The sequence below is a fragment of the Arthrobacter bambusae genome (genome assembly GCF_022606295.1).
Taxonomy (GTDB): domain Bacteria; phylum Actinomycetota; class Actinomycetes; order Actinomycetales; family Micrococcaceae; genus Arthrobacter; species Arthrobacter bambusae_A.
In genome coordinates this window covers 52549-65764 of record NZ_JAHHZS010000024.1, presented here as the reverse complement: position 1 = coordinate 65764, position 13216 = coordinate 52549, and the positions used below count along the sequence as shown (strand labels likewise).

Here is a 13216-nt window from a genome sequence, read left to right as displayed (position 1 = left end):
CTGTTGAGGTCCCAATGAACCCGGATCGCCTCCGCGACCGGCCCGGTGTTGCCCTCACAATTGCCGAAGACAGATTCCTGCGCCTTTGCATCGTCAACCAATCCGCTGCCATCAATGCACCTGAAGTATCCGCGACACGCGGGACCCATATCACCCGCTGCGCGAAGCCCCGCCGGTGCCGGCGGAACTGCGTGGCAGAGGCGGGTAACCAAGTACGACGGGCACAGCGCAGGGGACTAGTATTGAAGTTACTTGGTCAATGTGACCTGGAAATCCGGTGCGCGCTGTGTGTGGCCCCTGTCCGCCTGCGCCCCCGGCCAAGGTCTTCTATCTACCCATAGGGGTTTTTGTGTCTACACCTGATGTAAGCAACGAAGCCGGTTCGTCCGCAGCCAGCGTTACGGGCAGCAACCGCGTCAAGCGCGGCATGGCCGAGATGCTCAAGGGCGGCGTCATCATGGACGTCGTCAACGTCGAGCAGGCCCGCATCGCCGAAGATGCCGGTGCCGTGGCCGTCATGGCGCTCGAGCGCGTTCCCGCCGACATCCGCGCCCAGGGCGGCGTGTCCCGCATGTCGGACCCGGACATGATCGACCAGATCATCGCCGCCGTGTCCATCCCCGTCATGGCCAAGGCCCGCATCGGCCACTTCGTCGAAGCCCAGGTCCTGCAGTCCCTCGGTGTTGACTACATCGACGAGTCCGAGGTCCTGACCCCCGCCGACTACACCCACCACATCGACAAGTGGAACTTCACCGTTCCCTTCGTCTGTGGTGCCACCAACCTCGGCGAGGCGCTGCGCCGCATCAACGAGGGCGCGGCCATGATCCGCTCCAAGGGCGAGGCCGGCACAGGCGACGTCTCCAACGCCACCACCCACATGCGACAGATCCGCGCCGAGATCCTCCGCCTCTCCACCCTGCCCGAGGACGAACTCTACGTCGCGGCCAAGGAACTGCAGGCACCGTACGAACTCGTCAAGGAAATCGCCGCCACCGGCAAGCTCCCCGTCGTCCTCTTCACCGCCGGCGGCATCGCCACCCCGGCCGACGCTGCGATGATGATGCAGCTCGGCGCGGACGGCGTGTTCGTTGGTTCGGGCATCTTCAAGTCCGGCAACCCGGCCCAGCGTGCCGCCGCCGTCGTGAAGGCCACCACGTTCTTCGACGACCCCGACGTCATCGCCAAGGTCTCCCGCGGCCTGGGCGAAGCCATGGTCGGCATCAACGTCGAGGAAATCCCCGAACCCCACCGCCTCGCCGAGCGCGGCTGGTAAATCCTAGTTAACCGGCGCGCTCTGTTGGCACGCCGGACAGCGCAGATGTCTGCGCGCTTGGTTGGTGCACCGGACGGCGCTGATCCTCGGCGCGCTATTCCCCCCGTTTCGCTGCCGCGGCTTTGCGGCGGCTAAGGGCGGGGGCCCTTTTACGCGCGCAGCCGGATCACACCGTCCGACGCCTTTCAGTCAGTAGAAGTACGACGCCGGTCGGTCACCTTTTCGGTGACCGACCGGCGTCGTGCGTTAACCCAACTGACTCGCAGTTGTTGTCGTTCTGAGGCTCCAGAACGACAACAACTGCGAGTCAGTTGGGTAGACCCGCTGGCTACTGAAGGCCGCGACGCTTCAGGAGCGGCTCGAGGGCAGCATCGCGGCCACGGAGCGTGCGGAAGGATTCCAGCGGATCCCGGCTGTTGCCACGGGAGAGCAGCTCCGAGCGGAATCGTTCGCCGTTCTCGCGCAGCAGCCCGCCGTTTTCCGTGAACCAGTCCACCGTTTCCGCGTCCAGCACTTCACTCCAGATGTAGGAGTAGTACCCGGCAGCGTAGAAGTCCCCGGCGAAGATGTGCTGGAAATACCCCGTGCGGTACCGGGGCGGTATGAGGGAGTGCGCCACGCCTGCGGCTGCCAATGCCTTGGCCTCGAAGTCCTGAGCATCCTGCGGAACACCGTCCACGTCCAGGACATGCCAGGCCAGGTCCAGGAGGGCTGCGCCGAGGTACTCGGTGGTGGCGAAACCCTCGCCCCAGAGCCTGGACTCGTTGAGGCGGTCAATGGTGTCTTGGGGGAGCGGCTCTCCGGTGGCGTAGTGGCGCGCGTAGTTGCCGATGATTTCCGGCCACATGATCCACATCTCGTTGACCTGCGACGGATACTCGACGAAGTCCCGGGGGACCGAGGTTCCGGAGAACCGCGGATACGTGACGTTGGAGAAGAGCCCGTGCAGGGCATGGCCGAACTCGTGGAACGTGGTGCGGACTTCGTCCAGGGTGAGCAGTGTCGGTTCTCCGGCCGGCGGTTTGGAGATGTTCAGGTTGTTGATGACCACCGGCTTGGTCCCCAGCAGTGCTGATTGTTCGACGAGCGAGTTCATCCAGGCGCCGCCGCGCTTGGAGTCCCGCGCGTAGTAGTCGCCCAGGAAGAGGCCGAGCTCGGAGCCGTCCTCGTTCCGTACCTCCCAAACGCGGACGTCGGGGTGGTACCCCTCAAGGTCTTTCCGCTCGTGGAAAGTCATCCCGAAGAGGCTCGTAGCTGCGAAGAACACGCCGTCCACGAGTACCCGGTCCAATTCGAAATAGGGCCGCAGCAGCTGTTCGTCCACCTCATACCGCTCCCTCCGGACCTTCGAGGAGTAGTACGCCCAGTCCCACGCTTCCAACGGGTGCCCCGCGCTCTCCGCCAAGGCAGCCGCTTCGGCGTCGGCGTTGCGGACAGCGGCAGGGGCGAGGCGGTTCAGCATCGTCTGCACGGCCGCGAAATCAGGGGCAGTCTGGCGTTCCAGGACGAGTTCGGCGTAGTTGCCGAACCCGAGCAGGCCCGCCTTCTCGGCCCTCAAACGCACCATCGCCTTCGCCAGTTCCATGACGTCCAGGCTGCCGCCGTCGCTGCCTCGCGCAATGGATGCCTCATACAGGCGACGGCGAAGCTCGCGGTTTTGCAAAGAAGCCAGAGCAGGCTGGTTGCTCGGCTGTATGAGGGTCAGGAGGTATTTCCCCTCGTGCCCGGCAGCGCGTGCTGCCTCGGCGGCACTGGCAATGTCGTCCGCAGGGAGGCCCGCGAGTTCCGTGGCGTCCTCCACCACAAGCGCGGCGTCCTTCATGGCTTCCTTGACGCGTTGCCCGTACTCCGTTCCCAAACGGGAGAGTTCCGCATTGAGGCTTTTGAGCTTTTCCTGGTCGGCCGGATCAAGGTGGATCCCCGACTGGCGGAATTCCCGGAGGTACTCCTGGACCAGCCTGAGGGATTCGTCATCGAGGCCCGAGGTGTCGACGGCTGCGAATCGTTCGTACAGTCCGCGATTGAGGTAGACCGCGTCCTGGTGGCTCGCGAAACGGGGAGACAGCTCGGTTTCGAGTTCCCGGATGGCGTAGGAGGCGTCGGCGGAAACCAGGGTGAAGAAGGCTGCCGCTGCACGCTCCAGCAGCCGGCCGGAGCGTTCCATCGCCACCGCCGTGTTTTCGAAGGATGCAGGCTCCGGATTGTCTACGATGGACTGGATCTCGGCCAGATGCTCAGCGAGGCCCGCTTCAACAGCTTCGGCGTAGTGGTTGTCCTGGATCGTTGCGAAGGGCGGCAATCCGAAGGGAAGGGTGCTCGGCTCCGAGAGAGGGTTCGTCATGAAGCAACCCTTTCATGCGAGGTCCCCGCCCACAACGCTTTTCGTGTTAGCGCGGCCGCCGCGCCGCATGTTCGCGCGCGAGGCGGGCAAAGTCGTCGTCGGGCGTTCCGGGGACGAAAGCACCGTACTTGCGTTCGACGGCGGTCCGGATCAGGAAATCGGCGATGGCAGGATTCTTGGGCAACAAGGAACCGTGCAAGTAGCTGGCAACAACATTCCGGTGCCTGGCACCCTCGTGGTTGTCCTTGCTGTTGTTGCCGGCACCTTTGGACACGGTGCCGAGGGGCTCGACATCGGGGCCCAGCGAGGTTTGTCCGCTGTGGTTCTCGTAGCCGAGGATTTCCCCGAACTCGGACGAGGTGAGGGTGACATTCCCGATGAGGCGCTCGTCGGTGCCGACCGTCTCGACGTCAAGGATGCCGATGCCCGGGATGACAGGGCCGCTCTTCGTCTTGAAAAACTTGCCGAAGAGTTGGTAGAGCCCGCAAATAACCAGCATGGGCGTTCCGTCCTCGGCCATCTCGCGGAGTTGCTCGGCGCGTGCCTGGAGATCTTCCTGGATGACTACCTGGCCGCTGTCCTGCCCGCCGCCGCCCACAATGAGGTCGACGTCCTCGGGAAAGTCGTCACCCACGTTGTATTCAAGGAGTTCAGGCGTGTAGCCGTGCCAGAGCAGGCGCTGCCGCAAGACGAGCGCGTTTCCCCAGTCCCCGTAGATGTTCATCTCACGGGGGTACAACTGCAGGACCCGGATGGTGCCCTTGCTGGCGTGGGGGGCGGTGTCTTCGGCCGGGGTCATGAGACCACCTCTACTGTGGTGATTTTGGAGAGTTCGCGCCGGATGGCCAACATCGCGGTGTAGGTGCAGAACACGCGTTTGGGCTTGCCGGCCGAGCCCCGGATGAATTCAGCCAAGGCCGCAGGGATGTCGGTGTTCACTGAACCGAAACGGACCTCGTCGTATTGCAGGCGCAGGGCCATGTCGTAGGCACGGACACCGGTGAGTACTTCGACGCCATCCTCGCGCAGGGAGTCGAACTCAACGTCCCAGAGCCAGGACATGTCGCGGCCGTCGGCGTAGTTGTCGTTGATGGCGATCATGGACGCGTAGCCCTTCGCCGGGAAGGACTTGAGGCCCAGGCGGAAACCACTCGGGTTCTTCACCAGGACCAACTCAAGAGGCTGGCCATCCACCGTCAGGCTTTCCCCACGGCCGAACGCCGGAGCCACCTCGGAGAGCGCCTTGACGAGCTTCGCGGCATCGCCGGGCCTGCCGCTTGCCCCGGTGATGCTCCTGGCGAGCACCAAGGCGGCGGCTGCATTGAAGATGTTGTAGACGCCGCGGAGCTTCATGTGGGTCGCGACGCGGGTTCCGTCGAACTCGAAGTCGGCGTCGTCGGCACCCACCCGGCGGAGTACGACGTCGGCCTCCGGGGAGGCGGGCACGTCACCGAGGGGGCTGGTTCCCGGAGCCGCGGCCCGCATGTCGTCGTCGTTCGGGAAGGTGCTGCGGAGCGATTGGTCCAATCCGAAGTAGAGCACCTCGGGGCCGCTGACGGCTGCCGCGATACGGGCGACCCGGGGATCCTCGCGGTTCAAGACCACGGTGCCTGTAGTTCGCTCGGCGATGCGCTGGAGAAGCAACGCGGTGGCGTCGATTTCGCCGAAGCGGTCCAGCTGGTCCCGCAGGACGTTGAGGAGAAGGCAGTAGCGCGGCGGCACTTTGTTCACGAAATGCACGGCATGTGCCTCGTCGAGTTCCAACACCGCGACGTCGGCGTCCAGCCTGCCGCGCCAGTCCACCTCACCCAGGAGCGCAGCTGCCACTCCCCGGGTGAAGTTGCTGCCCGTCCGGTTGGTGAAGACCTTGAGGCCTTGGCTTTCCAGGAGTTCCACGACCATTTTGGTGGTGGTGGTCTTGCCGTTGGTCCCGCTCACCACGGCCACACCGTGGGGGAGCGAGGAGAGCGTCCTCTGCATGAAGCCGGGGTCGATCTTCTCGACCACGAGGCCCGGCAAAGCCGAACCCCCTCCGCGAAGCCGGGACACAGCACGGACCAGCTTGCCGAGCGGAACGGTGAACGAAAACATGCTCTGTAATATATCCCAGTTGGTGCATAAACCACGTGCCGCAAGCCTGCGGTGCCACCACGGGGCGAGGCCTGCAGCGGCGGCGCATTATGATGGTCGAATGACCAATCCCCCTTCCGAGGCGTCATCAAGCGTGGGCACCGGCCTGCGCATCGGCGTCCTCGCACTACAAGGCGATTTTCGTGAGCACATCCACGCCGTCGAAGCGGCCGGCGCCACCGGCGTCGGCATCCGGCGTCCGGCGGAACTCGACGACATTGACGGCCTCATCATTCCCGGCGGCGAGTCCACCACCATCGACAAGCTGGCGCGCATCTTCGAACTCGCGGATCCGATCCGTAAGCAGATCGCGTCCGGGCTGCCGGTCTATGGGTCCTGCGCCGGAATGATCCTCCTGGCAGACGACATCGCAGATCCCGCCACGGACCTCGCCGGGAATCCGCAGCAGACTTTCGGCGGGTTGGACATCACGGTCCGCCGCAACGCGTTCGGCCGGCAGCGGGAGTCTTTCGAAACCGACCTTGACTTCAAGGGCCTCGAGTTCAGCGCCGGCGAGTCCGGCGTCGACCCCGTCCATGCCGTCTTCATCCGGGGACCATGGGTGGAGCGCGTCGGTCCGGGCGTCGAAATCCTTGCCCAGGTGGAACCGGGAAAAGCCAGCCACACGGACACTTTGCACGGGTTGGCTAGAATTGTTGCAGTGCGCTCAGGTCGGTTGCTGGCCACCTCCTTCCACCCGGAAGTGACTGGGGAGAAGCGCGTGCATGAATTGTTTATTCGAATGATCAGAGGGGAAGTTTAAAGCATGTCAGGCCACTCGAAATGGGCGACGACCAAGCACAAGAAGGCCATCCTCGATAGCCGCCGGGCCAAGTCGTTCGCCAAACTGATCAAGAACATCGAAGTCGCGGCCCGCATGGGCGGACCGGACCTTGCCGGCAACCCGAGCCTGGAACTAGCCGTCACCAAGGCCAAGAAGACGTCGGTCCCCGCTGACAACATCGACCGCGCCATCAAGCGCGGAGCCGGGCTGACCGGCGAAGTGGTCGACTACACGGAAATCATGTACGAAGCCCGCGGCCCGCAGGGTTCAGCCCTCCTGATCGAGTGCCTCACGGACAACAAGAACCGTGCTGCCTCCGAGGTCCGGCTGGCCATCTCCCGCAACGGCGGCACCATCGCCGACCCCGGCTCCGTGAGCTACCTCTTCTCCCGCAAGGGCGTCGTCAACCTGCCCAAGAACGGTCTCAGCGAAGACGACATCCTGATGGCCGTGCTCGACGCAGGCGCCGAGGAAGTCAAGGACAGCGGCGACAACTGGGAAATCCACTCGGAACCCACCGATCTGCAGGCCATCCGCGAAGCCCTCACGGAAGCCGGCATCGAATACGAGACGGACGAAGCTGAATTCGTCCCGTCCATGCAGGTACCGCTTGACGTCGACGGTGCCAAGAAGTTCATGAAGCTCGTCGACGCCCTCGAGGATCTCGACGACGTGCAGAACGTCTACACCAACGCGGACATGAGCGAGGAAGTCCAGGCTGCGCTCGAAGCCGAATAATGCTTTTTGCGACATAGCCTGACAACCAGCAGGGAGGCCCGGACTTGACTCTTCGCGTACTAGGAGTCGATCCGGGCCTCACCCGTTGCGGCATCGGAGTGGTCGACGTCGAACGGAACAGGCGCGCCACCATGGTGGCCGTCTGCGTCGTGGGAACCTCCCCGGAACAGTCATTGGACCAGCGCCTGCTGGTCATCGCCAAGGCCATCGACGAATGGCTGGACCTGTACAAGCCAGACGTTCTTGCGGTCGAACGGGTCTTCTCCCAGTTGAACGTCAGCACTGTCATGGGCGTGGCCCAAGCGTCCGGGGTGGTCATCGCGGCGGCAGCGCGGCGCGGCATCCCGGTGGCGCTTCACACGCCGTCGGAAGTCAAAGCCGCCGTCACGGGAAGCGGCACCTCCAACAAGGAGGCGGTGACCAAGCTCATCACCAAGATCCTGCGCCTGGACGCCCCGCCCCGTCCGGCCGACGCCGCGGACGCGCTGGCCCTCGCCGTCACGCACGCGTGGCGGGCCGGGAGCGGCGCCGCCGTTGCCACCACCGGACCGGGGAGCAGCGCGCTCACGCCGGCCCAGCGGGCATGGGCGGAAGCCGAAGCGAAAGCGCGCCGCGGCCGGTAATTGTCAGCGGCCCTTGCTAGGGTATTCGTAGATATGTTCGGATAGCCCCCGCGTGTTGGATGCAAGCGCAGCATGCACGGGGCAGTACTTCAGGAGCCGGGTCTTGATCAGTTTTCTCCGCGGAACCGTGGCACACGTCAGTCTCTCCACGGCCGTCATCGATCTCAACGGCGCCGGAATGAGCGTCTACGCCACGCCCCAAACCCTCAGCCACCTGCATGTCGGCGAGGAAGCGAAGCTGTTCACTTCGTTGATCGTCCGGGAGGACTCCCTGACGCTCTTTGGTTTCTCGAACGACGACGAACGGGAAGTTTTCGATGTCCTGCTCAGTGTGAGCGGTGTGGGACCGCGGCTGGCCCTCGCAGTCCTCGCCGTCCATGAGCCCGAGGCGATCCGCGTCGCCGCCCATTCCGGTGACGCCAAGTCATTCACCAAGGTGCCGGGCATCGGCCCGAAGGTGGCCGGCCGGATCGTCCTCGAGCTTGCGGGCAAGCTCGTACCCCACGGCACCGCTCCGGGGGCTGCCCCCGCCGTCGCCGCCGAGTCCGCGTGGAAGCCGCAGGTGGTAGCTGCCATGACGAGCCTCGGCTGGTCGGAAAAGGACGCCGCCGGGAGCATCGACAAGGCTATGGCCGATTCCCCGGAACTCGCCGACGCCGGCAACGTCGCGCAGATCCTGCGAGCAACCCTTCGCTGGCTTGGGCAGGACGGCGCCCGAGCCGGAAACCGGGTAGGCAGCCGTGGCTGAGCAATCCCTCGTTACCGGGGGAGAGGAACCCGAAGAGCGCATCATCGAGGCAGCACTGCGCCCGAAGAACCTCCACGACTTCGTGGGCCAGCACCGCGTCCGCAAGCAACTCTCGCTCGTCCTGGAAGCCTCGAGGATGCGCGGCCGCAGCGCGGACCACGTCCTGCTGTCGGGCCCTCCGGGGCTCGGGAAGACCACGCTCTCCATGATTATCGCCGCCGAGATGAACGCTCCCTTGCGTATCAGCAGCGGGCCGGCCATCCAGCATGCCGGAGACCTCGCGGCCATCCTCTCTTCGCTTTCGGAGGGTGAAGTCCTCTTCCTCGATGAAATCCACCGGATGTCCCGGCCCGCAGAGGAAATGCTCTACATGGCCATGGAGGACTTCCGTGTGGACATCGTGGTGGGCAAGGGCGCCGGCGCCACTGCCATCCCGCTTGAGTTGCCGCCCTTCACCCTCGTCGGGGCCACCACGAGGGCCGGATTGCTGCCTGGACCGCTGCGTGACCGCTTTGGTTTCACAGGGCATCTGGAGTTCTATTCCGTTGCGGAGCTCGAACTGGTGCTGCGCCGCTCGGCCGGACTGCTAGATCTCAAGGTCAATTCCGCCGGCTTCAGCGAGATCGCGGGCCGTTCCCGCGGAACTCCGCGCATCGCCAACCGGCTGCTGCGCCGCGTCCGGGACTGGGCTTTGGTTCACGGCATCGAACAGATCGATGCGCGTGCAGCCTCCGCGGCGTTGGACATGTACGAGGTGGACCAGCGTGGATTGGACCGCTTGGACCGTGCCGTGCTGGAAGCGCTGATCCTCAAGTTCAACGGTGGCCCCGTGGGGCTCTCCACCCTTGCAATCGCCGTCGGGGAAGAGCCGGAGACTGTGGAAACGGTCGCTGAGCCGTACCTGGTGCGCGAAGGCCTATTGGGCCGGACGCCGCGCGGCCGGATCGCCATGGCGTCAGCATGGACGCACCTTGGATATGCGGTGCCGGCAGGAGTGTTCCGGCAGGATCCCCTCGCCCTGTTCGAGGACAGCGAAAACGGCGCTGAAAGCATCGACACCGGCCGATAGCACGATCCATTCAGCTTAACCCTCTAGACTGGTATGACACTCGGCACGTTCGAGTCCTTGGTTCTGTGCCCGCCCGTCGGAGCATTGTGCGGCCACGCGGGCGAAAGCTCCACGGCCGCCGGATCCACCGGGCAGACATGGCCGTGAAACCAAAAACGTAAGTAAAGAACGGAACTTCCCTGTGGATCCAATGACAATCCTGCTGTTTGCCATGCTCGGCGTCTTCATCTTCATGATGTTCCGCCGCAACAAGAAGACGCAGCAACAGCAGGCCAAGCTGCAATCCCAGTTCGCCCCCGGCGTTGAGGTCATGACCAGTTTCGGCCTGTTCGGCCGAATTGTCGCGATGGACGACGCTGAGAACAAGGTTGTCCTTGAGCTGTCACCGGGCAACCTCGCCACGGTGCACCGCCAGGCCGTTACCAAGATCGTTGAGCCTGTCGAGGAAACCCCGGTTGACGTCCCGGACGACGCGTCGTCGCTGACGGCCGCTGATGCCGAGGCGTCGGCATCCTCGGAAACCCCGGAGGAAACCCTCAGGCGCCTCAACGACGAGGGCAAGAAGGACAGCTAGCCCGTACCCGCTCTACAAGCGGGAATAGCTCTACGGCAATGAATCGCCGCCGGCCTGCGCTCACAAGTGCACGTCGGCGGCTGTTCCGTCATCAACAGGAAGATCGAACATGGCACGAACCGGCCACAAAAATGCAGCCCGCAGGGTGCTGATCTGGCTTGTCGCAATATTCGCTGTACTGACAGCAGTCCTCGGGGGCGGCGTCATCACCGGTCACGCAAGCTGGGCTCCCAAGCTTGCGCTTGACCTCGAGGGCGGCACGCAAATGATCCTCGCGCCCAAGGTCGAAGGATCCACCGGCATCAACGAAGAACAGTTGAACCAAGCCGTTGCGATTATCCGACAGCGCGTTGACAGCTCCGGCGTTGCCGAAGCGGAAATCACCACGCAGTCCGGCCGTAACGTCGTGGTGAGCCTTCCCGGGACGCCAAGTTCGGAAACCCGTGCCTTGATCCAGGCATCTGCCGACATGAACTTCCGACCGGTGATCACCACCGGCGATCCTGCTCCCGTTCCGGTGGCATCGCGGACGCCTGATGCCAGCCTGCCCAAGCCAACGGCTGCGCCAACCAACGCCAGCGACAGCAACTGGGTCACGGCGGACGTCTACAAAGCCTTCGAAGCCTTGGACTGCGCCAATCCTGCGCAGGACAAGCAGCCGCGGTCGGATCCGGCCAAGCCTCTGGTGACCTGCGAGCCGGCAACGGCCACGACTCCCGCCGTCAAGTACATCCTTGGCCCGGTTGAAGTGAAGGGCCAGGACATCGTGTCGTCCTCCTTCGACCCCGTCCAGGGCGCACAGGGCTCGGTGACCAATGCATGGGGCGTGACGATCACGTTCGACGCCAACGCCACCAAGACCTTCAAGGACGTGACGCAGCGGCTCAACCAGTTCTACGTGGCATCGCAGGCCCAGGGCGGCAACGACCCCAAGGCCCAGTTCGCCATCGTCCTGGATGACCAGGTCATTTCCGCACCGCGTGCCCTCGCCGTGATCACCGACGGCAAGCCGCAGATCACCGGCAACTTCACGCAGGCGTCCGCGCAGGCATTGTCGGACCAGCTTCGCTACGGCGCGTTGCCCATCAGCTTCGATATCCAGTCCGAAGAGCAGATTTCCGCAACCCTCGGTGGCGAGCAGTTGCGCCTTGGCCTGTTGGCCGGTGTGATCGGGCTCCTGCTTGTGGTGGTCTATTCGCTGTTCCAGTACCGGGCCCTGGGCTTCGTCACGATCCTCTCCCTCGTGGTGGCCGGTGGACTCACCTACCTCGCGATCGCGATCCTTGGGTGGACTGAGAACTACCGGCTGTCCTTGGCCGGTGTGGCAGGTCTCATCGTGGCCATCGGTCAAACAGCGGACTCCTTCATCGTGTACTTCGAACGCATCCGTGACGAACTTCGTGAGGGCAAGGGCCTCGTGTCCGCCGTCGCGAACGGTTGGAGGCGCGCCAAGAGGACGGTCCTTGCCTCCAAGGCCGTCAACCTGCTCGCTGCCTTGGTGTTGTATTTCGTCGCTGTTGGAAACGTCCGCGGCTTCGCCTTCACCCTTGGCCTCACCGCGTTGGCGGACCTCCTGGTCGTGTTCATGTTCACGCACCCGACGCTCCAGGTGCTGGCCAAGACGAAGTTCTTCGGCGAAGGACACCGCTTCTCAGGCCTCGACCCCGAGCGACTGGGCGCCGTGCCGCTCTACCTCGGTGCCGGCAGGCTCCGCACGCCGACCGAGAAGCCCGCCGTCGTCCGCGCCCGCAACACCGGTGCTGCCGCTGAAGCCGAGCGCCGCATGACTATTGCCGAACGTCGGCTTGCCGAAAAGCAAGCCCAGCTGGCTGGTTCTTCCAACGGCACCAAGGAGGAGAAGTAATGACCACGAGCTTCGCAAAGTTCGGCAACGAGCTCTACACGGGCAAGCGCTCTTACAACTTCGTCTCCAGCAAGAAGATCTGGTTCATCATCGCCGCAGTGGCAGTGGCGATCTCCATCCTCCTGCCGGTGGTCAAGGGCGGCTACAACCTCGGAATCGACTTCCGGGGCGGTTCCGAGTTCACGGTATCCAACGTGAAGACCACGGATTCAGCCCCGGGTGAGAAGGCCGTCCACGACGTCGTTCCCGGTGCGGTTCCGCGCGTCGCCAACGTCGCAGGCAACACCATGCGTATCCAGACGGACAAACTCAGCGATGACCAGACCGTCAAGCTCAAAACGGACCTCGCAAAGGTCTACGGCGTCACCGAAAGCCAAGTGACCTCGACGTTCATCGGCCCGACCTGGGGGCAGGACGTCACCAAGCAGGCCCTCATTGGCCTCGCGGTGTTCGTAGGCCTGGCCGCTCTCTTGATGGCTTTGTACTTCCGCACCTGGAAGATGTCTGTCTCTGCCCTCGCCGGCATGCTGGTGACGATGTTCACCACGGCCGGTGTCTACTCCTTGAGCGATTTCGAAGTGACCCCGTCAGCCATCATCGGCTTCCTCACGGTGCTCAGTTACTCCTTGTATGACACCGTGGTTGTTTTCGACAAGATCCGTGAAAACACCTCGGACATCACCACCTCCAGCCGTCGCACTTTTGCCGAAGAGGTCAACCTCGCCGTCAACCAGACGTTGGTGCGCTCCATCAACACCATGATGGTGGCAGTATTGCCGGTCGCCGCGATTCTCTTCATCGGTGCCGGGCTGCTCGGCGCCGGCACGCTCCGCGACCTGTCCCTCGCGTTGTTCGTCGGCATCCTGATCGGTACCGCGGCGACGATCTTCATCGCGGCTCCGCTCTACGCCTGGCTGCGCCAGAGCGAACCCGAGCTGCAGAAGCAGGCCAAGAAGGTCGCTACCCGACGAGCGGCAGCCGCCAGCTCGAACCCGGAAGCCGCGGCCGTTTAGCCTCGTTTTCCCCTCGAAGCGCCGGTCACCGCTGAAAAGCGGTGACCGGCCTTTTT

12 protein-coding genes are annotated in these 13216 nt (G+C 64.1%); 9 read left to right on the top strand and 3 right to left on the bottom strand.

Annotation, left to right across the window (positions count from 1 at the left end; translation table 11 throughout):
- Positions 1-349: 349 nt before the first annotated feature.
- Positions 350-1276, top strand: coding sequence for a pyridoxal 5'-phosphate synthase lyase subunit PdxS (gene pdxS, locus KNN17_RS16160; RefSeq protein ID WP_078108963.1), 927 nt, complete (start codon positions 350-352; stop codon positions 1274-1276).
- 328 nt (positions 1277-1604) lie between these two features.
- Here pdxS and KNN17_RS16155 read toward each other — a convergent pair whose 3' ends face one another.
- The 3 genes from KNN17_RS16155 to KNN17_RS16145 are packed head-to-tail and all read right to left on the bottom strand — an operon-like array spanning position 1605 to position 5708.
- The gene (locus KNN17_RS16155) at positions 1605-3617 is read right to left on the bottom strand and encodes a M3 family metallopeptidase (protein ID WP_241709988.1); all 2013 of its coding nucleotides are present in this window, start codon (positions 3615-3617) and stop codon (positions 1605-1607) included.
- Between the two features lie 46 nt (positions 3618-3663).
- Complete coding sequence (locus KNN17_RS16150; RefSeq protein WP_241709987.1) at positions 3664-4416, bottom strand: type 1 glutamine amidotransferase; 753 nt, start codon at positions 4414-4416, stop codon at positions 3664-3666.
- Positions 4413-5708, bottom strand: coding sequence for a Mur ligase family protein (locus KNN17_RS16145; protein ID WP_241709986.1), 1296 nt, complete (start codon positions 5706-5708; stop codon positions 4413-4415). Before KNN17_RS16145 ends, KNN17_RS16150 begins: the two co-directional genes overlap by 4 nt.
- Before the next feature lie 100 nt (positions 5709-5808).
- On the opposite strand from KNN17_RS16145, the gene pdxT reads away from it, so the two are divergent.
- The 8 genes from pdxT (at position 5809) to secF (ending at position 13160) form a co-directional block, all read left to right on the top strand.
- Positions 5809-6510, top strand: a complete 702-nt coding sequence (pdxT, locus tag KNN17_RS16140) for a pyridoxal 5'-phosphate synthase glutaminase subunit PdxT (protein WP_078108967.1) — start codon at positions 5809-5811, stop codon at positions 6508-6510.
- A gap of 3 nt (positions 6511-6513) precedes the next feature.
- Positions 6514-7269: a YebC/PmpR family DNA-binding transcriptional regulator gene (locus KNN17_RS16135; protein WP_241709985.1), complete on the top strand. Its 756-nt coding sequence runs from the start codon at positions 6514-6516 to the stop codon at positions 7267-7269.
- Between the two features lie 44 nt (positions 7270-7313).
- Entirely contained in the window at positions 7314-7892 is a 579-nt protein-coding gene (gene ruvC / locus KNN17_RS16130) for a crossover junction endodeoxyribonuclease RuvC (RefSeq protein ID WP_236810689.1), read from the top strand.
- A gap of 103 nt (positions 7893-7995) precedes the next feature.
- Positions 7996-8640: a Holliday junction branch migration protein RuvA gene (ruvA, locus tag KNN17_RS16125; protein WP_241709984.1), complete on the top strand. Its 645-nt coding sequence runs from the start codon at positions 7996-7998 to the stop codon at positions 8638-8640.
- Complete coding sequence (gene ruvB / locus KNN17_RS16120) at positions 8633-9709, top strand: Holliday junction branch migration DNA helicase RuvB (RefSeq protein WP_241709983.1); 1077 nt, start codon at positions 8633-8635, stop codon at positions 9707-9709. The genes ruvA and ruvB overlap by 8 nt, the downstream gene beginning before the upstream one ends.
- 190 nt (positions 9710-9899) lie before the next feature.
- Positions 9900-10283 (top strand): preprotein translocase subunit YajC, encoded by a 384-nt coding sequence (gene yajC, locus KNN17_RS16115; protein ID WP_241709993.1) that lies wholly within the window; start codon positions 9900-9902, stop codon positions 10281-10283.
- Positions 10284-10392: 109 nt separating this feature from the next.
- Positions 10393-12147, top strand: coding sequence for a protein translocase subunit SecD (gene secD / locus KNN17_RS16110; RefSeq protein WP_241709982.1), 1755 nt, complete (start codon positions 10393-10395; stop codon positions 12145-12147).
- Complete coding sequence (secF, locus tag KNN17_RS16105; RefSeq protein WP_241709981.1) at positions 12147-13160, top strand: protein translocase subunit SecF; 1014 nt, start codon at positions 12147-12149, stop codon at positions 13158-13160. The genes secD and secF overlap by 1 nt, the downstream gene beginning before the upstream one ends.
- Positions 13161-13216 lie beyond the last annotated feature (56 nt).

Excerpts from the sequence above, each read along its gene's own strand:
- pdxT (WP_078108967.1), top strand. The coding sequence starts at position 5,809 with ATGACCAATCCCCCTTCCGAGGCGTCATCAAGCGTGGGCACCGGCCTG.
- yajC (WP_241709993.1), top strand. The coding sequence starts at position 9,900 with ATGACAATCCTGCTGTTTGCCATGCTCGGCGTCTTCATCTTCATGATG.
- KNN17_RS16150 (WP_241709987.1), bottom strand. The coding sequence starts at position 4,416 with ATGACCCCGGCCGAAGACACCGCCCCCCACGCCAGCAAGGGCACCATC.
- KNN17_RS16145 (WP_241709986.1), bottom strand. The coding sequence starts at position 5,708 with ATGTTTTCGTTCACCGTTCCGCTCGGCAAGCTGGTCCGTGCTGTGTCC.
- KNN17_RS16135 (WP_241709985.1), top strand. The coding sequence starts at position 6,514 with ATGTCAGGCCACTCGAAATGGGCGACGACCAAGCACAAGAAGGCCATC.
- KNN17_RS16155 (WP_241709988.1), bottom strand. The coding sequence starts at position 3,617 with ATGACGAACCCTCTCTCGGAGCCGAGCACCCTTCCCTTCGGATTGCCG.
- secD (WP_241709982.1), top strand. The coding sequence starts at position 10,393 with ATGGCACGAACCGGCCACAAAAATGCAGCCCGCAGGGTGCTGATCTGG.
- secF (WP_241709981.1), top strand. The coding sequence starts at position 12,147 with ATGACCACGAGCTTCGCAAAGTTCGGCAACGAGCTCTACACGGGCAAG.